The following is a 23,136-nucleotide window of genomic DNA, read 5'->3' on the forward strand; positions in this document are numbered from 1 at the left end:
GTTATTCGGTATAGCAAATAAACAGATGAGAGCCTCAATTGGTTCAATTGTGTGTAGCCGATTTACAGACCTTTCTTTTTCGCTTCATCCCAGATGGCATCCATCTCGGCAAGCGTCATATCCTTTAGGTTACGCCCCTTTTGCAGGGTTTCGTGTTCGAGGTAGTTGAACCGGCGTATAAACTTCTGATTGGTGTGTTCCAATGCATTCTCGGGGTTGATACCATAGAGTCGGGCCGCATTGATCAGGCTGAAGAAGAGATCGCCAAACTCGCTCTCCATATTGGCGGGATCCATGTGGTCGATTTCTTCTTTCAACTCATCGAATTCCTCATGAACCTTGTCCCAGACCTGCGAGCGCTCTTCCCAGTCGAACCCCACATTGCGGGCCTTGTCTTGTATGCGATAGGCTTTGATCAGGGCAGGCAGGGCCGATGGAACGCCTTCGAGTACCGTCTTGTTGCCGCCTTTTTCTTTCAGCTTCAGCTGTTCCCAGTTCTGCTCCACCTCGTTCGAACCCTCGACGTGGGTCGTGCCAAACACATGCGGGTGGCGGTAGATGAGTTTGTCGCAAAGGGCATTGCACACATCGGCAATGTCGAAGGTACCGTTCTCTTCGCCTATTTTGGCATAGAATGCAATGTGCAGCAACACGTCGCCCAGCTCCTTTTTCGTAGCCTCACTGTCGTGGCGAATGAGGGCATCGCACAGTTCATATGTCTCTTCTATGGTGTTGGGCCTCAAACTCTCGTTGGTCTGTTTGTGGTCCCAGGGGCATTTTTCGCGTAAAATATCGAGTATGTCGATAAGGCGACCGAATGCTTCTGTCTTTTCTTCTTTTGTGTGTGACATAATCGTTTTATTTATTGAAAGCTTGTAATCCTTTTTGCAGGAATTCGATGAAGCGGGGTACGCTTTCGTCGTATCCGTAAGGAGGTGCCAACGGTTCGCCTTTGTCGTTGATAATTACATAGTAAGGTTGCGCATTGGCTCCGAATTTATAGCGTTGCAGGAAGCTCCACTTTTCTCCCACGGTAGTCAGTTTCACCTGCTTGCCGTTCTCGGTGACCGTGATAGGTTCACTCAGATTTTCCTTGTCATCAACCATGAGGGTGATGAGTACATATTTATTTTCGAGAATCTGTTTCACATTCGCATCGGTCCAAACCGAGGCCTCCATCTTGCGGCAGTTTACACAACCGTATCCCGAGAAGTCGATGAGTATGGGTTTCTTCTCTTTGCGGGCGTAGGCCAACCCTTCGTTGTAGTCGTTGAAGGCTGCATGTACTTCTTTGTCATACAGGTTGAAATCCTGAGTATATAGCGGCGGAGCAAAAGCACTGATAGCTTTTAACGGGGCACCCCACAAACCGGGAATCATATAGAGGGAGAACGAGAGCGACACGATTGCCAGGAAGAGTCGGGGAACCGATACATGTTTCACCGGGGAGTCGTGCGAGAAGCTGATTTTTCCCAACAGGTAGAAGCCCAGCAGCGCGAAGATGACAATCCAGAGCACCAGGAAGGTCTCCCGGTCGAGGATGTGCCAGCCATAGGCCAGGTCGGCTACCGAGAGGAATTTGAGCGACAGGGCCAGTTCGAGGAATCCCAATACAACCTTGACCATGTTGAGCCAGCCACCCGATTTGGGCATCTGTTTCATGAGCGAAGGGAACATGGCAAACAGGGCAAACGGTATGGCCAGGGCAATGGCAAATCCACCCATACCCACGGCTGGAGCCAAGGTGCCGCCCCATGATGCGGCTTCGACCAGAAGGGTACCTATGATGGGACCCGTACAGGAGAAGGAAACGAGCACCAGTGTAAATGCCATGAAGAAGATGGCAAGGATGCCGGTGGCCGTATCGGCCTTTCGGTCGAGTTTGTTGCTCCACGATGCCGGCAGAGTAATATCAAATGCGCCAAAGAAGGAGACTGCAAACAGAACCAGCAGAGCGAAGAACAGGATATTGAAGATGGCATTGGTGGCCAAATCGTTCAAGGCACTGGCACCGAACAAAAGGGTAATGAGCAATCCCGCGCCCACATAGATAACGATGATGGAGAGCCCATAGAGAATAGCTTCGCCGATAGCTTTGCGCCGGCTTTGCTGCTTTTTGAGGAAGAAGCTGACGGTGAGCGGAATCATGGGCCATACACACGGGGTGAGGAGTGCCAGAAGTCCCCCCACAAAGCCCGACAGGAAGATAAACCACAGCGAGTTGGAGTGCAATGCCCCTTCACTGCCCATAGCCTGGATCTCGGATACCACAGGCTGCCAACCGGGTTGATCGGTGAGGGATGATGATTGGTTCTTGTTGAAGTTGACGGGTGTCATTACCGGAGCCGCAACCTCTTCGACCTTCTCTTTGCCAAACGAGAATTCATATTTGGTTGGGGGCAGGCAAGTTACATCGTTGCATGCTTGATAGGTAATGTAGCCGGTGAGTTTGAAGTTGTCGGGATCCTCGACCTTCAAAGCTTGTTTGAAATCTATTTGGGTGTCGTACCACCCCAGTTTCATGTCGAACAAAGAGCTGTACTCTTCGTGTGGACGTTTGGCCGGTACGATATCGCCCTGCAGAGATACCTGCGACATTTCATCGAAAGTAAACGAGGTGGCAATAGGCCCACCTTTAGGAATATCGGTAGCATACAGATGCCATCCATCTTCGATAAAAGCTTGAAAAACGATTTCTTTTTCCTGGCCATCGCCTTGTAAGGAAACTTTCCATTTGACAGGCTCCATGATTTGCGCATGGACACCTATGCAGAGAAGCAGGCTCAAGATCGATAGGAGCAAATTTTTTCTCATAACAACTCTGTTTTAGTGGGGCAAAGATAGCGCATATCTATCAAATGAAAAACCGATTTACCAAGATGATTTGGGTAATAATAGATAAAATATGTAGATGAACAAAAATAGTGTTCGCTATGTGGATAATAATTTTTATCTTTGTCCTGAGTGAAAAAGGAGAGGCGAGACGCGGCAGAATCGGCATTTTTGTTGGAGGATGTTGGCGTTTGCGCTATCTTTGTGTAGATAAAAAAGTAGAACCCGTTAATAGAGATACATGATTAACAAAATAATTGCGGAAGAAAAAATACAGCAAGTACGCAAACTGATAGAGAAAAAAGAGAAAATCGTTATTACTTGCCACGTTTCTCCCGATGGCGATGCCGTAGGAGCGTCACTGGGATTGTATCACTTTCTCGATGGACTGGGCAAAGAGGTCAATGTGGTGGTGCCCGATTTGTTGCCCAAGAATCTGCTTTTTTTGAAAGGGACCAAAGAGATTGTCGTCTATACCCGTTACCCCGAATTTGCCGAGAAGTTGATGACAGAGGCCGAGCTCATCTTCTGTCTCGATTTCAATACGCTCAATCGTATCGACCGCTTGCAAAAGTCTGTTGCTCTCTCTGAGGCCAAAAAGGTACTTATTGACCATCACCTTAATCCCGATGAGTTTTGCGATGTAATCATTTCGCATCCCGAGGTCGCTTCGACCAGCGAATTAATATTCCGCCTCATCTGCCGCATGGGTATGTTTGACAGCATGGGACTCTATTCGGCCGAAGCCATCTATACCGGTATGATGACCGATACGGGGAACTTTACCTACAACTCCAATACTCCCGCAATTTACTATATCATTGCCGAGCTGGTGAAACTGGGAATCAATAAAGACCGCATCTATGCGCTGGTGTATAATACCAATTCGGCCGATAAAGTGCGGTTGAACGGTTATGCCGTGAGCGAAAAGATGGAAATCTTTCCCGAGTATAAGGCAGCCCTGATATCGCTTACCCGCGAGGAGCTGAAGAAATATGATTACCACAAGGGCGACAGCGAAGGTCTGGTGAATGTTCCGTTAGGTATCGAAGGAATACGGTTCTCGACTTTCCTGCGGGAAGACAAAGAGTACATCAAGGTTTCGATGCGCTCCAAAGGTTCTTTCCCGGTTAACAAGGTGGCAGCCGAGCATTTCAACGGAGGCGGTCACTTGAATGCCGCCGGAGGAGAGTTTTATGGCACGATGGAAGAGGCTCAGGCTCTGTTGCGCAGCATATTGCCTCTTTATGATAAATATATGGTAAAAGAATAATAGTTTGATAAATTATGAATAAGTTAGCACGAGTTTTATTTGTTTTGTTGGCAGGCGTAGCTCTTCTGTCGTCGTGTAAAGACGGTAAATCGTATGCCGATTTGTTGAAAGAAGAAGACAAGGCCGTGAAAGCATTTTTTGCTGATAAGATAGTCATCAACGAAATACCGGCCGACTCGGTGTTCATCTCCTTGCAAGATGTCCCAAACAACGACACGCTGGCTGTCCCGTATTACAAACTTGATACAGACGGCAATGTTTATATGCAGGTGCTTGAGCCCGGTGATTTGAACGACCGTTTTGAAAAAGGCAACGATGTGAACCTGCGTTTCCTGCGTTACGACTTGAAAGCTTTGGTCAATGGCAGTAATCCCGATCCGGTAGGGAATACCAATCCCTCGGACTATATTACGATTCGTTTCGGCGAGACGACTCTGTCATCGACTACACAATACGGCACGGGCATACAGTACCCTATGTATTTTCTTGGGAATGAGTGTCGGGTCAACCTGCTTATTCGGGCCAAAGCCGGGTTTACGGCCGAGACTTCGACGGTGATGCCTTATCTGTATTTCATACGCTACAACAAATCAAAATAATCGTATATGTCTCTCATTAAATCTATTTCAGGAATTCGCGGTACGATCGGAGGAAAAGTTGGAGAAGGACTTAATCCGCTCGATATCGTCAAGTTTACGGCAGCTTATGCTACCTTTATTCGTAAAAATTCGCCGGTAAAGACCAATAAGATTGTAGTAGGACGCGACGCCCGTATTTCCGGTGAAATGGTAAAACATACCGTTATCGGTACCCTCATGGGCATGGGATTCGATGTGGTAAATATCGGGTTGGCCACGACGCCTACCACTGAGATTGCCGTTACCATGGAGAAGGCTTGTGGCGGTATTATCCTGACGGCCAGTCACAATCCCAAACAATGGAATGCCTTGAAACTGCTGAATGAGAAAGGAGAGTTCCTGAATGCGGCCGAAGGGCAAGAGGTGCTGCGCATTGCCGAAGCCGAGACTTTTGAATTTGCCGAAGTCGATGACCTGGGACATTTGTATGAAAATAACACCTATACTCAGAAACACATAGAGAGTGTGCTGGCACTCGACTTGGTCGATGTCGATGCCATTCGTGCGGCCAATTTTACCGTAGCTATCGATTGTGTAAACTCGGTGGGCGGTATCGCTATTCCCGCTCTGTTGAAAGCTTTGGGCGTGAAAAACATCATCGAGTTGAACTGTACGCCCGATGGTAAATTCCCGCACAACCCCGAGCCGCTGCCCGAGAACCTCACCCAAATAGCCGGTGTGATGAAAGAGGGTCGTGCCGATGTGGGTTTCGTTGTCGATCCCGATGTCGATCGGTTGGCCATCGTCTGCGAGAATGGCGACATGTTTGTCGAGGAATATACGCTGGTAGCCGTAGCCGACTATGTGCTGAAACATACACCCGGCAATACCGTGTCGAACCTCAGTTCGTCGAGAGCCTTGCGCGATGTAACCCGTTCGTACGGTCAGCAATATAACGCTTCGGCTGTGGGTGAGGTCAATGTAGTGACCTTGATGAAAAAGACCGGAGCCGTTATCGGTGGCGAGGGTAATGGCGGGGTCATCTATCCGGCCAGCCACTATGGACGTGACGCCTTGGTAGGTATTGCCTTGTTCCTTTCGCATCTGGCCAAAGAGGGTAAGACCGTGAGTCAGTTGAAAGCAACCTATCCGGCCTACAGTATTGCCAAGCAGAAGATTCAGCTTACGCCCGATATCGATGTAGATGCCTTGCTGGCTGCCGTGAAGAGCAAATATGCCCAATATGATATTACCGATATCGACGGTGTGAAGATTGATTTCCCCGATAGTTGGGTTCACTTGCGTAAATCGAATACCGAACCGATCATACGGGTTTACTCCGAGGCCCGCACGCCCGAATTGGCCGAAGAGGCTGCTGCCGGAGTGATGGCCGTAATTGCCGAGATGACCAAGAAATAACCAGAAGTCGGTTATCTGAAAAATAAATAAAAGACAGAGGGGAGCCCTGCATCACGCAGGGCTCCCCTCTGTCACATTGAATCGCATCGATCTATTATTTTGATGACTTGATGATGCGCTGGGTGAGGCTACATTCGTTGGTGAATACCTGTACGACATAGATACCGTCGGTCAATCCCGAGACATCGATGCTTTGGTTTTCGAACGGCAGCGGATAGGCCTTGCCCGTGAGGTCGAAGGCATTGACCTTCACTATATTTTCGAGATTCGTGTTGACTCTGTCGGAGGTATAGGTAGGATACAAATCCTGTTTTATCTCCTTGTTGCTCTCCAGGCCTGAGCCCGACGACTCTTTCACCAGAGTAAACGAATCGAACAGCGTGGCGTTGGCATTGGCATCGGCCGTATAGGTGTTGACCTTGATTTGCGAAGAGCTTACACTTATTTCGCTGAAGGCCGGAGCCCCGGGTTGTCCATATTTACCGGTGAACAGATCCCAGTAGTTGGCTACCTGATGCTTGTCGAAGTCTTGTTCCATCTGCTCCTGGGTGTAGGGGTAGTATCGTTTGCGCCCACAGGTGCCGTTGACAAAGTAGAGTGTACCCTCTTCGACATCGAAAGTTCCGCCCTGCTGTCCTTTGGGGTTCTGATTGCCGTCGGGGGTTACCGATTCAACACCAGTCACACTACCCGGTACTACCGTCTTGGTGAGGTTATTGACGGGCCCCATCACCTCGTAGATGTGGTCGTGCCCCTGGATGACAAAGTCGATGTCCAGTTCGTCGAATACCGGCAGCATGATGGCGCGGAACAGAGCACCGTCTTCGTCGGCTTGATGACCGCTACCCGTGAACAGATTCTTGTGAACGGCTGCAATACGCCATTTTGTATCGGGGTGTTTCTCTACCTGATCTCTGAACCAGTTGGCCACGTCGTTGCTCAGGTAGGCACTGGTACCGTTGGCATAGCTGTAGTCGCCCCGCCAGAAGTCCTGGTGGCTATAAACCATGAAGAGCGCATCGCCATATACAAACGAATAGGTGATTCCGTCGAACTGGGGTTTGATGGTGGCCGTTTCGTTAAAACTCTTGTCGGTGTTGAAGTGATAAGTATAGTTGAGATTGGACGAATCGTCGTGGTTACCATCGGTAGGGGCCAGAGCCATCTGCTCCAGAATGGATTTCATGCTCACCTCGAACCATTGTTCCCATTCCCACTCGGAGTTCTGCTCGGTACCGGTCTCGACAAAGTCACCGGTAAACAGGAGGAAGCGGGCATCGGGTGCGTGTTGTGCCGCCGTTGTGGCTGCCCATCGGGCATTCTCGACATACTCGGCATCCATGATGTGCGAGTCGGTCATGTAGAGGAAGGTGAACTCGTCTTTGTTGGCACTGGCCGTTCTGAACGACCGGATGTCGCTCCAATAGCCGTCGGTACCTACCCGGTAGGAGTAAACCGTATTGGGGGTAAGATCGGTAGCCAGTACCTTGTGGCTGGTGTAGTTAAATTTGGTACCCGTGGGTAGGGCTGCTGCCTTCAATATACCACTGGTGCTTACGGCATAATTCAGTTTATCGGCAGCTTGCAGAGTCGCAGTCAGTTCGATGGGCGAGGTGAAATCGCTCTCGGTGGCATCGGCTTTGGCTACGAGTTGCACTTTACCGGGAACGGTGGTGCTGTTGGTAAACCAGGCAAAGGCCATTTGCGTGGTAGGATTACCGTTAATATTGGCTACTACGCAATAGGGCATCTCTTTGGGAATGAGAGCCTGCACGGCATTTTTCAAGGCTTGCAGATTGACTTCGGAACTGTCGGCTCTCGCAGCCTCTTTGGCTACCAGCATCTTGATATACGAGGGTATCGTGTAATCTTCTTGTGACAGCTTGTCGGCCTCGATGACATCGGGGTGGATGATGACAATGGGTTTCTCGGTTACAGTCACATCGCAGGTATCCTTGAAGTTGCCGTCTTCGGTGGTAACAATAATTTTGGTCTCACCCACGCTCACACCGGTAACCAATCCGCCCTCTACGGTAGCGATGGCTGGTGAGAGAGAAAGCCACGAGACTTTTTTATTGGTAGCATCGGAAGGCGAAACGATAGCCGAGAGCCATTGTTGCTCCTCTTCTTCAATCGACAAGGTTTGGTTGGTGAGCAGAACCGACTCTACGGCAACATCCTTGGCGTTGGGATCATATTCATAGGCTCCCAAATCATACGCTGCACCTTGCGGACGAGTAGTACCTTTTATATCATAGGCCGGTGCATCGCTATCGGCAAAACCTTTGTCGATACAAGGCGAATTGGCCGAGAAGGTCCAGTCGGCAGCTCGCATGGCTTCGATATCGGCAGCCGAGGCCGGCAACCCGACGAACAGGGTAGGCGACTTGAAGTTCGGGCCCATGGGGTCGGTATTGACCGCACTGAGGGTTAGGGCGTCTTTGGCATCGTCAAAACCACTCACAGCCGCATTGTGGCTCGAACCGTTGCCTTCGATAAAGGCGATGGGATCGCTGAATCCCTCTTCGGCCTGGTTGTTCCAGCAGATGGTATTGATGGTTTTACCCTCGCTGTGAATAGCTGCATACTGCGAACCGTAGTTGCAGGCAATGATACAGTTGGCCACGATTCCCGAGGGGTTGTAGATACCCCCGCTGTTGGGCCATCCGCTCACGGTTGCCGCATTGTTGTGCAGGATACAGTTGCGCACGATACCGCCGTTTTCGTTACGTATGGTACCATATTTACCCTGGTTCCCGCGCATGATACAGTTCTCGACAATACCACCGTCGTTGCGTATGGCGCCACCCGAACTCGTAGCCGAGCAGAGTTCGATGATACAGTCTTTCACGGTACCACCATTGTTGAATACGCCACCGCCATTGCTGCCCGCACAGTTCTTGATATAACATTTCGAGAGGGTGACATTGGCCCGTATGTAGGCACCGCCTCCCTCACTGCTGTGCTCGGCATTCTGGAGTGTGAATCCTTCGATGAGAGTAGGATGCTCGCAGGGAGAGTCGTACTTGACAAGCAGGTATTTCCCCAGATCGGTACCATCGAGTATGGTCTCGAAGGTTTCGATGTCGCGCATCCCTGTGTTGGCGTCGTAGCCTCCCAGGATGGTCACACCATCGACAATGGCTACATACTCGTTATAGACTCCGGCTGCGACAAACACGGTGTCGCCGGCCTGACAACTCTCTACGGTCGATTTGATGGAACCTTTCGCCGTAGCCCAGGATTGTCCGTCACCGTCGCCATTGACAGTGACATACTGATTGGCAGCATGGGCTCCGCCTGCCGAAGCCAATATTGCTGCCCAAAACATGAAAAGAGATAATTTTTGTTTCATGGCATATAGTAGTTGATGAATTCATCCCTTAAATTATTATATAACAAAGGGTTATTCTCTAAAATTTATGTGTTATAAAACATTTTTACAAATAGGTGTATTTGTAATTTATTCATATACAATAGATTGTGATATTTTGGAGATAGGAAATAAATATTTCGAAACATTTCGGAATGAAACTCTTCGAAATCACCCCATATGGGTGCAAAAAAGAATCCCGGTGTACCTCTTGCAAGAGAGATACATCGGGATAGATGGTGAAACCTTATGGATAGGGACTCGAGCGGTGTGTGTTATTTTCGGTACAGATAGAGATAGGTATAAACGCAGCCGACGAACAGAGCTCCACCTACAATGTTGCCCAATGTGGCGGGAACGAGACTATCTGCCAGGAACTGGTCCCAGCCGACTGCGGCTCCTTGCAACATGCCCAACGGAATGAAGAACATATTGGCGATACTGTGTTCGTAGCCTATTGCCACAAAACACATCACGGGAAACCACAGGCCCATCATTTTGCCAGCGGTGGAGTGGGCACTGAATCCCAGCCATACGGCCAGGCACACCAACCAGTTGGCCCCGATGCCTTTGACAAACACAATCCACCAGGGCATGCTTACTTTGGCTTGTGCTATCTGTACGATGGCACTTCTCCAGGGATCGGCATCGACAATGCCTGCGCCCCAGATCATCACATAAACGAAAAAGATGGCTCCTATGAAATTCCCCACATAGACGAGTAGCCAGTTTCGCAGCACGGGTATGATGCCATATTGCCGGTTCATCAGTCCCGGTATCAACACCGCGTTGTTGCCGGTGAAGAGTTCGGCGCCGGCCAGCACGACCAGGATGAGTCCCAAGGGGAACATACAACCCGACAGGAGTCGTTGCAATCCGGGGTTACCGGCTGTCCATTCGGGAAATCCGTAGCCGATGAGCAACGACAACAGTCCGCCCATGGCAATGTAAATTCCAGCCAGTATAGCGGCGATGAGAGTTCGAGGGGTAGAGAGCGCAATTTTACCGAGGGCTGCCCGTTGGGCCTGTGCGACAATTTCGGTAGGGGTTGAAAATGACATGATAAATAGGGGTTTAACGATTTTCTTCGTAGGATTGAAATTAAAAAAGCTGCATCGGTGGTGCAGCTTTTGTGGGTTAAATAGCGGTTAGAAGGGTACGACACCGATGCCGGGGCGGTCGGGGAGGGCTATCATTCCATCTACGATTTTCATACCGTCGAACAGGTCGTTCGATATGAGCAGATTCCCGTCGAGATCGGCCCAATCGACCAGCGGCGACAGTTGTGCGGCTGCCGATACGGCACACGAGGTTTCGGTCATGCAGCCCACCATTACCTTCATATCGAGGGCTCGGGCCAGGATAGCCATCTGGTAGGCTTCGTGCATACCCGTGCTTTTCATCAGCTTTATGTTGATTCCATCGTAGAGTCCATAGGCCCGTTTCACATCGGGAAGCCGTTGCAGAAACTCGTCGGCAATGATCGGGAGCGAAGCTCGTTCGTGCAACCAGGCTTGCTCGTCGATCATCTCTTTGGGCATGGGTTGCTCGACAAACAGGCAGTTTTGTTCTTTGAGCCACTCGATCATCTCGAGGGCATACTCCTTGGAGCTCCATCCCTGATTGGCATCGACGCAAATGGGACGATCGGTCTCGGAGCGGATGATTCGTACCAGTTCTTTGTCGTTGTCGAGGCCCATCTTTATCTTCAAGATACGATAGGGAGCGGCCTCTTTCAGTTTTTGCCGTACTACCTCCTCGGTATCGATGCCGATGGTAAACGAGGTAGCCGGGGCCTTCTCGGGCGAAAGCCCCCATATCTTGTACCAGGGTTGGCCCATGATTTTCCCCAACAGGTCGTGCAAGGCGATATCGACCGATGCCTTGGCGGCACGGTTGTCGGGTGCTACCGAATCGATGTAGTCGAGTATCTCATTTACCCGAAAGGGATCGGTAAATTGCGACAGGTCGAGCTGACTGAGAAACCGGCAAACCGACTCTTGTGTCTCGCCCAGATAGGGTGGCATGGAGGCTTCGCCATAGCCAATATAGTCGGCATAACGCAGTTGCACCTGCACGTCGGGAGTGTGAGTGCGGGAATTCTTGGCCAGATTGAAGGCATGTTTCAGTTTCAAATCGTAGGGCCTGAACGACAATTCCAGTCGATCGGTCCCTGTGGACTTGGACGTGGCTGTGGTATGGCAGCCGGTAAAAAGGGTGGGGGCTATACTCAGTCCCAAAGTGCCCAAGGCACTTGTGCGTAAGAAATTTCGTCGGTCCATCGTGAGAGTTATTTTTGATTGAAATACCACGGATGCGCTTTTACAGCTGTGATACCGGGTGTTCCTATGCGGTTTTCCATGCGGCTGATACTCAAGAAATCGTCGGGCCGATAGTTGGCTGCCGTTGGGTCGAGACTGTTTATCTTGACCCGTCCCGAGCAGTGTATATACTCCCCGTTGTTCAGGTAGAGAGCCACGTGATCGACACGGCCTCGGGCGTTACCGAAGAAGAGCAGGTCGCCGGTGTGGCACTCCCGCCAACGATTGGCGGGGATAATCTCGCCCGTGAGCGCCTGTTGCGAGGCATCACGCGAAAGAATCACTCCGCCACAGAAATAGGCGGTCTTGACAAAGCCCGAGCAGTCGGCTCCCTTTACCGAGGTACCGCCCCACAAGTAGGTCGAACCCATCATTTGGCGAGCCGTTTGCACGACGATTTTCATGTCGAGGGGACGAGCTGCCCATTGGGCCAGGTCGCAGCACTCATTGCTCTTGAGGAACCCCTTTCGCCCATCGGGGAAGATGACGGGTACGAAACCTTTGTGGGCCTTCCCGTTGGCTTGGAGAATAGCGCCAGCCACCATATCCGACACAATGCCGGCGTGGTTGTTGGGTGCGTCATATACAAAACCCTGGTAGGCAGTATAGACATATCGGGGAGCCTCTTTCCAAGTGTTCCATCCGGCATCGTCTTGCAGCGAAACCGAGTTGGCCGGTATCCAGCCGATGTAGTTGTCGGGGGTCTGTACCAGCAGCCACTCCTTATCCCGTTCCAAGATGCGCAACGGGGTTCCCAGAATAGCCTGGGTCATCATCTCTGCAGCATGGCGGGAGCCGCTTCGCAGGCTGGCGCAGCAAACGGTCACGAGCCCTCGATTAAGTGTGCCCAGCTCTTTATCGGGCAGCATCTGGATATTATCGACATATTTGACACCTGCCTGGTTGAGCCGTTGCAGCAAGGCATCCACGGCCTGACGGTTGTCGCATCGTCCTTTCAAGATACAGAGTGAGTCGTCCGATATCTCGCCCGATATGGAAAAGATAGCCGTGCGTGAATCGGGTGCAAATTGTCGTCCGGTCTCTTGAATGGCCGTTTTTACAATATCGGTTTGAGCGTTTGTTGTCATGACAGGTAACGAGAAGAGGATGCAACAAAAGGTTTTGAATATGACTTTAAGCATAAATCGGTTTTTCAGGATGGTTGATACTCTATAAATGAATGACAAAAATAAGCATGAAACTTAAGAAATCCTATCTTTTTGTCTCATAAACTTACTTTTGTCATTCATTGATGAGCCCAACTCTTTTTCTCTCGGAGCCAGCTATCGAGGCAATTCGATTTGGGGCAATACCCAGAAGTGGGCTTCGGGGTAGCGTTTCTTCAGGTCGTCTCGCAGGTAGGCCTCGGTATCGGTATCGATCAGTTCGTCGCTTTTGGGGTAGGTATTATAGACGATACCATACAGGGGGATGCCTCTCTTTTCCAGAGCCTCGATCGACAGCAGCGTGTGGTTGATACTGCCCAAGCGACCCGAGGTAACCAGGATGACCGGCAGCTTCTGGTCGGCCACATAGTCGATGGTGAGGTATTCGCGGGTAATGGGGACCATCAGTCCGCCGGCTCCCTCGAGCAGAACCACATCGTAACGGTCGCGCAGGATGCGGGTCGATTCGGTAATCTGGTCGATGGGGATAGTCTGGTGATCTATCTCGGCAGCCAGGTGTGGCGAAGCCGGGTAGGAATAGACGATGGGGAAGGTGATATGTTTGCGATCCTCTTCGGTAAAGGGTATTCCCATGATTTCGCGGTGCAGGTCAATATCTTCGGAGTGGCCCACGTTGCCGGTCTGAATCATCTTCTGGGTGATGGTTTTTATGCCTTGGCGGTTCCATTCACGAGCGAGCCAGCCGGTCGCGTAGCTTTTACCGATGTTGGTATCGATGCCGGTAATAAAAAAAGTTCCTTTCATAGCTGTTTCTTTTTGTGTGCAATGATATAGACGGGGCAATAGGTGAGTTGGCTCTCTTGCGACTCACCGAATGTCTCGCGGTATCGTTTGATAAAATTAAATCCTTTGTGCCGGTTGCCGGGAGTCCCTGTTACGCCGGTGTCACGCAGATGGCGGAGCAGGTCGATGGGGCTGTCGAAATGTAGCGTGTATTCTTGGCGTTCGAATATGTCGAGTTGGAAATAGCGCTCGAAGAGCCGCTTCAGGTCGTCGTATTCCCAATAGGGCATCTCGGTAGTAGCCAGGTTGCGAATCTCGGGCAGATTACCGGCAATGAATGAGCTGAAGGCAATCACGCCCGAGTCGGAAAGGTGTGACGAAATGCGACGGAGAAACCCGTCCAGGTCGGTAAACCACTGGATGGTCGATGCCGAAACGACCAAATCGTATTTCTCGCCGAAGTCGGTGCACTCGGCATCGCCTGCCACGAAATCGAGATGCTCGAAAGGGAGTTGCTCGATATGGCTTTCCATCCTGGGTGAAAGGTCGTTCAAGGTAAATCGGGCATGGGGAAATCGCCCGACCAGGAGTCGGGTAAGTTTCCCGGTTCCGCACCCGATTTCCAAAATATGACGATATCCTTCGGCCGGGGGATTGGGTATTATTTCGTTCAAGTGACGGGCTATTTGTTCCTGGATGAGCCCCTCTTGTTCGTAGGTCGAGGCAGCGCTCTCGAATCGGGTTTTAATCACCGCCTTATCGAATCGACGTTCCAGAACCAGGGGCCGGAAGGGCAGGTAGTGGGCAGCTTCGATAGAGGTGACCGGGGTATGCTCTTCGGCCCAGGCTCGCAATTGATTATCGGTTGGGAATATGCGGTCTTTATTTCCCACGATGGCTCGGTCCCAATGGAATCGGGGCGCCGGGTATTGCGCTACACCTGTGCCGATGGAGGCCAGCTCGTTCCGCAGACTCTCCAGATTGCGATGGGGGAGAATCTCGAGAAAACGGTTCAGGGTGTCGCGGTCGTTGCACATACGACGATAAAACTTGTTCAGGCTCGCGGCGTCGAGATGCTCGAGGGTGGCCGTGAATATTTCGGGCGAGATGCCCCGTTTCGGGTCAATACCGCAAGGGGTCCCGTTGATTGCGGTTGCATGCCGTATGGGCAGTCGGGAGTCGGGGAGTACTACCGAGGCGGCCCACACCCCAAACGACCAGGCATATACCTCGATGCTTTTGTATCCGGCCAATAGACTTGCGTCGAAATCGAGGTGGGTATAGTCGTAGCAAATGCAACAGTCGCACCCGATGTGGTTCAACTCGGCAAAGGGACGGGTATCCATTCCCCATCCGGCAAAGAAGAGAAGCAGTTCATCGGTGCCTCGTCGAGAGATAAAAGTCTGTATCATAGGGCTGATTGTATCTTTTTTATAGAGTCGATGAGCCGGTTGATGTCGGCGTCGCTACACTCGGCATTCAACGAAATTCGCAGGCGTGAGGTGCCAGGCGGTACCGTGGGCGGACGAACCGGCAAGAGGTAGAATCCCTCGTGCTGCAGTTTCAATGCTACAGCCATAGCCCGTTCCGATTCGCCCAGTACATAGGGAATGATATGGCTGCTGCTGAGGATATTCCCATTCAGTGGATTAAGCGCCTCGCGCACCCGGGCACTGATTCGGGCCAGGTGTTCCCGACGAGCTTGCATATTGCAAATTTTATTGACGATAAAGAGTGTCCAGGCCAGATTGATTGGTGGTAGAGCCGTGGTGAAAATAAGGGGGCGCATGGTGTTGACCAGATATTGCTTCATCTCCCCGGAACAGATGACAAAGGCTCCCATTGAGGCAGCCGCCTTGCCAAAGGTCCCCACCAGAAAATCGATGTCGTCTATGAAGCCCTGCTCCTCGGCACAGCCCAGTCCTTGCCGGCCTCTCACCCCAAAGGCGTGGGCCTCGTCGAGGTAGAGATACAGGTTGGGATATTGGTGCTTCAGAGCTACCAGTCGGGGCAGGTCGCTCTCGTCGCCATCCATGCTGAAGATGCTTTCGGTGACTACGAATATGCGGTCGTACTCCCCGGCGTTCTCGGCCACCAGCCGCTCCAGTTGTTCGTAGTTGTTGTGTCGGTAGCGTATGCAGCGGGCCTTGGAGAGTCCTATGCCATCGACGATACTGGCATGGACGAGCTTGTCGGCCAGGATGAGCGACCGGCTGTCGGTTACGGCCGGTAAGATACCGCTGTTGGCATGATATCCGCTATTGAAAACGAGAGCGCTTTCGGCTTCGTACAGTTGCGCCAGCCGGTTTTCAAGCCGGGTATAGATGGGATAATTCCCCGTCAGCAAGCGCGACGAGGTCGATGAGAAACGGCAATCCCGGGAATCGAGCGTTTGCAGGAACTCCTGTTTCAGCGCTTCGTTGTCGGCCAGTCCCAGATAGTCGTTCGACGAGAGATTCAGCATAGGCCGACCACCCCGCATAAGATAAAGCCCTTGGGGATTCATCTCGGGCAGTTTGCGCAAATTCCCCTTTTGGGCGAGCGCATCGAGTTGAGAAGAATAGCTATCGGTCATTATTCCAGATTTTTAACCACATCGACCAGAGCCGAGGTGAGGAAAGAGAGTTGTTCGGGCGTGATGATAAACGGGGGCATGATATATACCAGTTTGCCAAAGGGTCTTACCCATACCCCGTGCTCGACGAACTGCCGCTGGATGGAGGCCATATCGACGGGATTTTTCATTTCGATGACTCCGATAGCGCCCAGCACGCGCACATCGGCCACTTGGGGCAGAGCGGCAGCGGGGGCCAACTCGCGTTTCAACTGAGCCTCGATAGCAGCAACCTTTTGTTGCCATCCCGATGAGAGCAGTAGCGAAACCGATGCGTGAGCAATGGCACAGGCCAGCGGATTGCCCATGAACGTGGGACCGTGCATGAAGACCCCCGGGGTGCCTCGTGAGATTGTATCGGCCACTTCGTGCGTGGTGAGGGTAGCCGCCATGGTCAGGTATCCACCGGTGAGAGCTTTGCCAATACACATGATATCGGGGGTAACTCCGGCATGTTCCCAGGCAAAGAGTTTGCCGGTGCGTCCGAATCCGGTAGCGATTTCGTCGAAGATGAGCAGCAGATTGTAGCGGTCGCACAGGGCCCGGGCTTCACGCAAGAACTGGGGATGGTAGAACCACATACCTCCTGCCCCCTGCACGATGGGCTCGAGAATGAGGGCAGCCAGTTCGTCGTGATGAGCCTCGATGGAGGTTTTGAGCGGTTCGATGCAGGCGGGGTCCCACTCGTCGTCGAAACGGCAGGTAGGTGATGGCACGAAATAACGCACCGGCAGAGCATTCCCAAAGATGGAGTGCATACCGGTTACCGGGTCGCACACCGACATAGCGTTCCAGGTATCGCCGTGGTAACCCGACCGTATGGTGATGAAATTGCATTTCTTTGAGTCGCCCCGGGAGTACCAGTACTGTACAGCCATTTTCAGAGCTACCTCGACCGATACCGAGCCCGAGTCGCAATAGAATATGTGTTGCATGGTCGAGGGGACGATTTGCAACAGCAGTTTTCCCAACTCGATGGCTGGCCGATGGGTGAGTCCGCCAAACATGACGTGCGACATCGATTTGAGTTGTTCTTCGGCTGCTCGGTTCAGCACCGGGTTGTTGTATCCGTGCACGGCAGCCCACCACGACGACATGCCGTCGATGATCCGTTCGCCGCTCTCGAGTTCGATATAGACCCCCTCGGCCCGTTTCACCGGGTAGCAAGGCAGTGGATTGATGGTCGAGGTATAGGGGTGCCACAGATGTTCGGTATCAAAGTTGTCTGTCATAAACGCAATGATTTAAAAGGTAAACATGGAAAATAAAAAATCCGGCATAAGCAGCCCCATGGACCGTTATTCCGGAGTATAGTACTTGATGGATAAGATGTAAAGCCGGCCGGGAGGGGCGACAGATGGTGCATGGATGCGCAAGCGACTACCTCGATTTGTTCGGCTGCAATCATCTCGGGCGAAGATTCATCAGGTAGAGTCGAATCATACTCAACCGATGCAGATTGGTTATCTCCGCCGGTCTCGATAGACGAGAGTCCCTTCTTGAGCGATTGGTCGGCAATCTCCTTGCGCACACTCCCTATATTGACACAGCGACCTATGCTGCAGAAGATCGAGTAGCTGTGACGGTTCCATCGGCGGAATCGTACACAACGAATCAAAGAGGAAGCTATGGTTTTCATACGATGGCAAAAGTACAAAAAATAATCTTTCGTCGTTGGCTATGGCGAAGTAATTTCGTTAATCTTTCTTAGTGGGCTCCTATCATTTTTCTGTATCTTTACAGAAGATAGGAGCGGCTTGGCATAAACAAACTTGAAATCTATGTATTTTTCGTTTGTCTCGGCATTTGCCTTTTTGTATCTTTGTACTCTATAAGATATAAAGTATGAGGATTGTATTGACAGGTATAACGATACTGGCATTGGGGATGTCGATGACCTCGTGTTTTACTGGAGTCGAAAGTACCGGTAAGATTACGTTGCCCGAGGAGAGCCGGGAGTCGAAACAGAGCCCCGAAGATGCATTTATCGAATCGTATTTCGTGCCCCAGGGTTGCGACTCGTGGCGTATAGGAAAGACATTCTATTATACCGACGAAAAGCTTTCGTTTGTTTTCCAGGCCGAGCAACCTACATTTCCCGACAGTGTGTCGTTGAAGGGAAAGATATTTACCTATACCGGCAGCGTGGAAGAGAGTCCTTTCGGGGGTGAGAAGAAGGTGGTATTGCTGTTTGAATGTGAAGGCCATCGGTTCAGCTACGATACCGACAAGACTCGAGCCGAGATTGCTCAAATGAAATACACCCCGCTGATACCTCCCTTTATCGATCTTGATGATTTGAATATGGCTCGTTCGCTCTTGAAGGGGCGCACTCTATATATAAAGACTCCCATGTGGTATGACCGTGAAGGAGAAGCTATCGACGGGCGTAAGTTGATACCGGTGGAGGTTATCGATGTTTTACCCGGTAATAATGTATTACCCGTTGAAGTGTGGTTCAAAGACGACAAGGGAAACGAAGCCGGTGTGTTCATGTCGCTGCTGACTTCGTCTCGTTCACAATACATTACGTTTGACCGGTTGTTCTCCTTTGCCGACCCTCGCTTGCAATACAAAGAGATACAAGACGAAGCTTGGGAACAGATTACCCTCAGTCGGGTAAAGAAGGGCATGACCAAGGCCGAGTGCAAACTGTCATTGGGGAACCCCAACGAAGTAAAGAAAATACCCACTTACAGTGGATTGAGAGAACAATGGATATATAACTCGGGAGCCTATCTCTATTTTGTCGATGGCTTGTTGTCGGAATATAGATTGTAGTATGATACGAATCGAAGAAAACTATTTTATCCAGGCATTGCATACGTTTCGCATGCCGGTATATGCCCGATGGTTTGTCGAGTATGACACTGTCGAGGATCTGGTGTCGCTGTTGCAATCCGATTTGTTGCGCACACACTCGTTCCTGCCCATGGGCGGGGGCAGTAATCTACTTTTTGTTCACGAATACTATGACAGTGTACTGTTGCACTCGGCCATACGCTCGGTCGAACTTCTGAACGAAACCGACTCGGAGGTCCTCGTTAAAGTAGGGGCCGGAGTCGTGTGGGATGACTTTGTGGCCGACTGTGTGGCCAAAGGGTGGGGCGGAGCCGAGAATCTGTCGTATATCCCGGGCGAAGTGGGTGCCAGTGCCGTGCAGAATATTGGAGCCTATGGCGTAGAGGTGAAAGATATTATTGTCGAGGTAGAGACTATCGAGGTAGCCACAGGTACCCCGCGTATATTCCAAAACGCCGAGTGTGAATATGGATATCGCAGCAGCATTTTCAAGCACGAACTGAAGGGGAAATACATTGTTACGGCTGTGACCTATCGGTTGCAGAAACAGCCGCACCTACATCTGGACTACGGGAACTTGCGCAGTTCGTTGCCCGAGGGCAATATCACCATCGCCGATGTGCGTCGGGCGGTAATCGCAATCCGGCGAGCCAAACTGCCCGAGCCCGATGAGTATGGTAGTGCCGGCAGTTTCTTTATGAATCCCGTTATCCCGGTAGAACAATATGAAAAACTGAAGGCCTCCTATCCCGATATGCCTCATTACGTGGTAGATCAAGGTCATGTGAAGGTCCCGGCCGGATGGCTCATAGACCGTTGTGGATGGAAAGGTAAGGAAGAGGGTGGTGCCGCCGTGTATGAAAAACAGTGTCTGGTGCTTATCAATAAGAAAAATGCCCGTCCGAGCGATGTGGTGAGACTGGCCGAGAAGATAAAACAATCGGTACACGATACCTATGGTATCACCATCAATCCCGAGGTAAATTATATTGAATAAATTGTGTTATGATGCAAATCACGTTTTTGGGAACGGGTACTTCGACCGGGATACCGCAAATTGGTTGCAACTGCCCGGTGTGTACATCGACCGATATACGGGACAACCGATTGAGAACTTCGGCTATTGTCTCGGTAAATGGCAAGAATATACTTATCGACTGTGGCCCCGATTTCAGAGAACAGATGCTTCGCACACGTCTGGGACGCATCGATGCCGTGCTTATTACTCATATCCACTACGACCACACCGGGGGTATTGACGACTTGCGCCCCTTTGGCGAAAACCGCACTTTGCCCATCTATCTGGAGCCTCCCGTGGCCGAGGCACTGCGCAACCGATTGCCCTACTGTTTCGACGAACACCGATATCCGGGTGTACCCAATATCGGGCTGCATGAAATAGGGCTCGACCCCTTCTATATCGAGGGAATTGAGATTATCCCCATACGAGTGATGCATTACAAACTACCCATCCTGGGGTATCGTATGGGTGGGTTGGTCTATATTACCGATGCACTCTCCATACCCGAAGAAGAGTATTCCAAGATGACCAATGTTGATGTGCTGGTCATTAATGCCCTGCGCAAACAGCCGCACCTCTCGCACCAGACTTTGGCCGATGCGTTGCGGGTAGTCGAGCGAGTACAGCCGCGCGAGACCTACTTGGTGCATATGAGTCACCACATGGGACTCACCGCCGAAGTAGAGAAGGAGCTGCCGCCGCATGTGCATTTTGCCTATGACGAGCTGTCTGTCGATGTTCGATAAGAGATTTTAATGTGATAAAACAAGAGCGAGGCCGAAATAGAAATTTCGGCCTCGCTCTTGTTTATGCTATGATTACGGTTTAGTTCGTCTTTTTAGCTTTCATACTCGACACGGTGAGGAAGGCGATAAGCAGCAGATACATGATTAATCCAGCAATCTGCATGGTCGTTTCGCTCAAGTGGTGTTGATATTTGAAGTCGGCCAAACTCAATCCGGCACTAACCACGCCCATGAGGGCACCACCAGCAATGAAGCCCGAGGCAAGCAGGGTACCTCTATCGACACGTGCCTTGTTGAGGGCTGCATCTTTCGAACGGCTACCTACATACCAGCTAATGAGACCACCGATAACCAACGGGGTATTCAACTCCAGCGGGATGAACATACCCAAGGCAAAAGCCAGGGCGGGAACTCCCAGCCAGGTGAGTATAACGGCAAGAATAGCCCCCACGCCATACAGTATCCAGGGAGCGCCTTGACCCATCATAAGGGGCTCGATTACAGCTGCCATGGCATTGGCCTGAGGGGCTACCAGCGCATTATTGCCCGAGAAGCCATAGGCCTTGTTGAGCAGAAGGATTACGCCACCTACGGTAGCAGCCGAAACGAGGGTGCCGAGGAATTTCCAACTCTCCTGTTTGCGGGGAGTCGTACCGATCCAATAACCTATTTTCAAGTCGGTGATGAAGCCACCGGCCATCGATAGGGCTGTACAAACCACACCGCCAATAATCAGTGCGGCTACCATTCCACTGGTACCTTTAAGCCCTATGGCAACCAAAATAACTGAGGCCAGAATCAAAGTCATCAGGGTCATACCCGATACCGGGTTCGTACCTACGATAGCAATGGCGTTGGCTGCTACGGTGGTAAAGAGGAAGGCGATGCCGGCTACTACCACAAAAGCAACCGTGGCTTGGAGCAGATTATGGATTACTCCCAAATAGAAGAAGAGGAAGGTGATAATCAAGGCAAACACGATAGCGATGATGATAAATTTCATCGAAAGGTCGCGCTGAGTACGGGGAGTTTTGCTTTCGTCGTTTCCTTTTTTGCTCGAGAACTCTTTGGTAGCCAATCCCAGAGCCCCTTTGATGATACCCCACGAACGGATGATACCGATAACGCCCGCCATGGCAATGCCTCCGATACCGATGTAGCGTCCATAATTGGTGAACATGTCTTCAGGAGAACTAATGGCCAGCTCACTAAGGGGAACACTACCCAATATCGGGTTGATGATGAACCACACAAAGAGAGAACCCGAACAGATAATGAGACTATATTTCAGACCTACGATGTAACCGAGACCCAAAACGGCAGCTCCAGTATTAACCTTGAAAACCATCTTGGCATTGTTGGCCAACTCGGTACCCCAGGGCAATACTCGGGTGGTAAGGACACTGCTCCACCAACCGAAGGTCGAGAGGATGAAGTCGTAGAGACCACCTACCAGGCCGGCCAGGATAAGCGGTTTGGCCTGGCTTCCGCCTTTCTCGCCCGACACGAGTACCTGTGCCGTAGCGGTAGCTTCGGGGAAGGGGTATTTGCCGTGCATGTCGGAGACGAAGTATTTACGGAAGGGTATGAGGAACAGGATGCCCAGGATACCACCCAGCAGTGAGCTGAGGAATACCTCCATAAAGTTGACCGTGAGCTCGGGATACTTGGCTTGCAAGATATAAAGAGCCGGCAGCGTAAAGATTGCGCCTGCTACAATGACCCCCGAACTGGCTCCGATTGATTGGATAATCACATTCTCGCCCAGCGCATTCTTGCGTTTGGCGGCTCCCGACAGACCTACGGCGATGATGGCAATAGGTATGGCAGCCTCGAAAACTTGGCCCACGCGTAGTCCCAGGTAGGCAGCCGCCGCCGAGAAGATGACGGCCATGATGATACCCCAGGAAACCGACCAGGCATTTGCCTCGGGATAGACCTTGTTGGGCGAAAGAATGGGATGGTATTCTTCGCCTGGTTTCAATTCCCGAAACGCGTTTTCGGGCAAATCGACAGGTTGTTTTTCGTTTGTTTCCATCTTATTTTTATTCTGTTTTTGTGTATTGCTTCTTAAAAAATCGTGGCAAGTTAGTAAAAATTGGAAACATAGCAGGCATTATCGCTCTTGTTTTTTGTCAAAGGTGAGCATAAAACAAGATTTTGAGGGACGAAACGAACAAAAAAATCTATATTTGTGGCGTAAAAGAGAAAAATGATTACTCGGTTTAACCCGATATAATGATACCG

At 51.0% G+C, this 23,136-nt stretch carries 17 protein-coding genes and 1 pseudogene; 6 read left to right on the forward strand and 12 right to left on the reverse strand.

Features of this window, described 5'->3' with window-relative positions; genetic code table 11:
• Nucleotides 1-62: 62 nt before the first annotated feature.
• On the reverse strand, nt 63-851 hold the full coding sequence (gene mazG / locus B5G10_RS00460) for a nucleoside triphosphate pyrophosphohydrolase (RefSeq protein WP_087422810.1): 789 nt from the start codon (nt 849-851) through the stop codon (nt 63-65).
• A 7-nt stretch (nt 852-858) separates the two neighbouring features.
• The gene (locus tag B5G10_RS00465; protein ID WP_087422811.1) at nt 859-2,814 is read right to left on the reverse strand and encodes a cytochrome c biogenesis protein CcdA; all 1,956 of its coding nucleotides are present in this window, start codon (nt 2,812-2,814) and stop codon (nt 859-861) included.
• 259 nt (nt 2,815-3,073) lie between these two features.
• On the opposite strand from B5G10_RS00465, the gene B5G10_RS00470 reads away from it, so the two are divergent.
• The 3 genes from B5G10_RS00470 to glmM are packed head-to-tail and all read left to right on the forward strand — an operon-like array spanning nt 3,074 to nt 6,102.
• Nucleotides 3,074-4,105: a bifunctional oligoribonuclease/PAP phosphatase NrnA gene (locus tag B5G10_RS00470; RefSeq protein ID WP_087422812.1), complete on the forward strand. Its 1,032-nt coding sequence runs from the start codon at nt 3,074-3,076 to the stop codon at nt 4,103-4,105.
• A 14-nt stretch (nt 4,106-4,119) separates the two neighbouring features.
• The gene (locus tag B5G10_RS00475) at nt 4,120-4,704 is read left to right on the forward strand and encodes a DUF4827 family protein (RefSeq protein ID WP_087422813.1); all 585 of its coding nucleotides are present in this window, start codon (nt 4,120-4,122) and stop codon (nt 4,702-4,704) included.
• A 6-nt stretch (nt 4,705-4,710) separates the two neighbouring features.
• A complete protein-coding gene (gene glmM, locus B5G10_RS00480; protein WP_087422814.1) occupies nt 4,711-6,102 on the forward strand; it encodes a phosphoglucosamine mutase in 1,392 nt (463 codons plus the stop codon).
• Between the two features lie 94 nt (nt 6,103-6,196).
• Here the strand turns inward: glmM and B5G10_RS00485 are convergent, their stop codons facing one another.
• The 9 genes and pseudogenes from B5G10_RS00485 to B5G10_RS12515 all read right to left on the reverse strand — a co-directional run bounded on the left by B5G10_RS00485 (nt 6,197) and on the right by B5G10_RS12515 (nt 17,959).
• On the reverse strand, nt 6,197-9,457 hold the full coding sequence (locus B5G10_RS00485; protein ID WP_087422815.1) for a fibronectin type III domain-containing protein: 3,261 nt from the start codon (nt 9,455-9,457) through the stop codon (nt 6,197-6,199).
• A 293-nt stretch (nt 9,458-9,750) separates the two neighbouring features.
• Complete coding sequence (locus B5G10_RS00490; protein ID WP_206396533.1) at nt 9,751-10,536, reverse strand: formate/nitrite transporter family protein; 786 nt, start codon at nt 10,534-10,536, stop codon at nt 9,751-9,753.
• Between the two features lie 87 nt (nt 10,537-10,623).
• Entirely contained in the window at nt 10,624-11,757 is a 1,134-nt protein-coding gene (locus tag B5G10_RS00495) for a dipeptide epimerase (RefSeq protein WP_087422817.1), read from the reverse strand.
• Nucleotides 11,758-11,765: 8 nt separating this feature from the next.
• A complete protein-coding gene (locus B5G10_RS00500) occupies nt 11,766-12,938 on the reverse strand; it encodes a C40 family peptidase (RefSeq protein WP_241147691.1) in 1,173 nt (390 codons plus the stop codon).
• A 141-nt stretch (nt 12,939-13,079) separates the two neighbouring features.
• Nucleotides 13,080-13,727 (reverse strand): dethiobiotin synthase, encoded by a 648-nt coding sequence (bioD, locus tag B5G10_RS00505; RefSeq protein ID WP_087422818.1) that lies wholly within the window; start codon nt 13,725-13,727, stop codon nt 13,080-13,082.
• Nucleotides 13,724-15,118: a malonyl-ACP O-methyltransferase BioC gene (bioC, locus tag B5G10_RS00510; protein WP_087422819.1), complete on the reverse strand. Its 1,395-nt coding sequence runs from the start codon at nt 15,116-15,118 to the stop codon at nt 13,724-13,726. Before bioC ends, bioD begins: the two co-directional genes overlap by 4 nt.
• The gene (locus tag B5G10_RS00515) at nt 15,115-16,281 is read right to left on the reverse strand and encodes an 8-amino-7-oxononanoate synthase (protein WP_087422820.1); all 1,167 of its coding nucleotides are present in this window, start codon (nt 16,279-16,281) and stop codon (nt 15,115-15,117) included. Before B5G10_RS00515 ends, bioC begins: the two co-directional genes overlap by 4 nt.
• A pseudogene (gene bioA, locus B5G10_RS00520) lies at nt 16,281-17,540 on the reverse strand (adenosylmethionine--8-amino-7-oxononanoate transaminase); the annotation flags it as partial. The gene B5G10_RS00515 and the pseudogene bioA, both read right to left, overlap by 1 nt.
• Before the next feature lie 8 nt (nt 17,541-17,548).
• On the reverse strand, nt 17,549-17,959 hold the full coding sequence (locus B5G10_RS12515) for a hypothetical protein (protein WP_143241015.1): 411 nt from the start codon (nt 17,957-17,959) through the stop codon (nt 17,549-17,551).
• A 206-nt stretch (nt 17,960-18,165) separates the two neighbouring features.
• Between B5G10_RS12515 and B5G10_RS00525 the strand changes: the two genes are divergently transcribed.
• Genes B5G10_RS00525 through B5G10_RS00535 form a run of 3 tightly spaced genes read left to right on the forward strand, consistent with a single transcriptional unit; the run spans nt 18,166 to nt 20,889 of the window.
• Nucleotides 18,166-19,101: a hypothetical protein gene (locus B5G10_RS00525; RefSeq protein WP_143241016.1), complete on the forward strand. Its 936-nt coding sequence runs from the start codon at nt 18,166-18,168 to the stop codon at nt 19,099-19,101.
• A 4-nt stretch (nt 19,102-19,105) separates the two neighbouring features.
• Nucleotides 19,106-20,119, forward strand: a complete 1,014-nt coding sequence (gene murB, locus B5G10_RS00530; protein ID WP_087422942.1) for a UDP-N-acetylmuramate dehydrogenase — start codon at nt 19,106-19,108, stop codon at nt 20,117-20,119.
• Nucleotides 20,120-20,130: 11 nt separating this feature from the next.
• The gene (locus tag B5G10_RS00535) at nt 20,131-20,889 is read left to right on the forward strand and encodes an MBL fold metallo-hydrolase (protein WP_087422943.1); all 759 of its coding nucleotides are present in this window, start codon (nt 20,131-20,133) and stop codon (nt 20,887-20,889) included.
• A gap of 79 nt (nt 20,890-20,968) precedes the next feature.
• Here the strand turns inward: B5G10_RS00535 and B5G10_RS00540 are convergent, their stop codons facing one another.
• Complete coding sequence (locus tag B5G10_RS00540; protein WP_087422823.1) at nt 20,969-22,927, reverse strand: oligopeptide transporter, OPT family; 1,959 nt, start codon at nt 22,925-22,927, stop codon at nt 20,969-20,971.
• Between the last annotated feature and the right edge of the window lie 209 nt (nt 22,928-23,136).

This window comes from Barnesiella sp. An55, assembly GCF_002161555.1.
GTDB classification, from domain to species: Bacteria; Bacteroidota; Bacteroidia; order Bacteroidales; family Barnesiellaceae; genus Barnesiella; species Barnesiella merdipullorum.

What these genes read in the sequence shown, in the direction of transcription:
- mazG (WP_087422810.1), bottom strand. Translation starts at nt 851, where the DNA reads ATGTCACACACAAAAGAAGAAAAGACAGAAGCATTCGGTCGCCTTATC.
- B5G10_RS00500 (WP_241147691.1), bottom strand. Translation starts at nt 12,938, where the DNA reads ATGCTTAAAGTCATATTCAAAACCTTTTGTTGCATCCTCTTCTCGTTA.
- B5G10_RS00465 (WP_087422811.1), bottom strand. Translation starts at nt 2,814, where the DNA reads ATGAGAAAAAATTTGCTCCTATCGATCTTGAGCCTGCTTCTCTGCATA.
- B5G10_RS00495 (WP_087422817.1), bottom strand. Translation starts at nt 11,757, where the DNA reads ATGGACCGACGAAATTTCTTACGCACAAGTGCCTTGGGCACTTTGGGA.
- B5G10_RS00525 (WP_143241016.1), top strand. Translation starts at nt 18,166, where the DNA reads ATGAGGATTGTATTGACAGGTATAACGATACTGGCATTGGGGATGTCG.
- glmM (WP_087422814.1), top strand. Translation starts at nt 4,711, where the DNA reads ATGTCTCTCATTAAATCTATTTCAGGAATTCGCGGTACGATCGGAGGA.
- B5G10_RS00470 (WP_087422812.1), top strand. Translation starts at nt 3,074, where the DNA reads ATGATTAACAAAATAATTGCGGAAGAAAAAATACAGCAAGTACGCAAA.
- bioD (WP_087422818.1), bottom strand. Translation starts at nt 13,727, where the DNA reads ATGAAAGGAACTTTTTTTATTACCGGCATCGATACCAACATCGGTAAA.
- B5G10_RS00535 (WP_087422943.1), top strand. Translation starts at nt 20,131, where the DNA reads ATGCAAATCACGTTTTTGGGAACGGGTACTTCGACCGGGATACCGCAA.
- B5G10_RS00515 (WP_087422820.1), bottom strand. Translation starts at nt 16,281, where the DNA reads ATGACCGATAGCTATTCTTCTCAACTCGATGCGCTCGCCCAAAAGGGG.
- B5G10_RS00490 (WP_206396533.1), bottom strand. Translation starts at nt 10,536, where the DNA reads ATGTCATTTTCAACCCCTACCGAAATTGTCGCACAGGCCCAACGGGCA.
- B5G10_RS00485 (WP_087422815.1), bottom strand. Translation starts at nt 9,457, where the DNA reads ATGAAACAAAAATTATCTCTTTTCATGTTTTGGGCAGCAATATTGGCT.
- B5G10_RS00475 (WP_087422813.1), top strand. Translation starts at nt 4,120, where the DNA reads ATGAATAAGTTAGCACGAGTTTTATTTGTTTTGTTGGCAGGCGTAGCT.
- B5G10_RS12515 (WP_143241015.1), bottom strand. Translation starts at nt 17,959, where the DNA reads ATGAAAACCATAGCTTCCTCTTTGATTCGTTGTGTACGATTCCGCCGA.
- B5G10_RS00540 (WP_087422823.1), bottom strand. Translation starts at nt 22,927, where the DNA reads ATGGAAACAAACGAAAAACAACCTGTCGATTTGCCCGAAAACGCGTTT.
- bioC (WP_087422819.1), bottom strand. Translation starts at nt 15,118, where the DNA reads ATGATACAGACTTTTATCTCTCGACGAGGCACCGATGAACTGCTTCTC.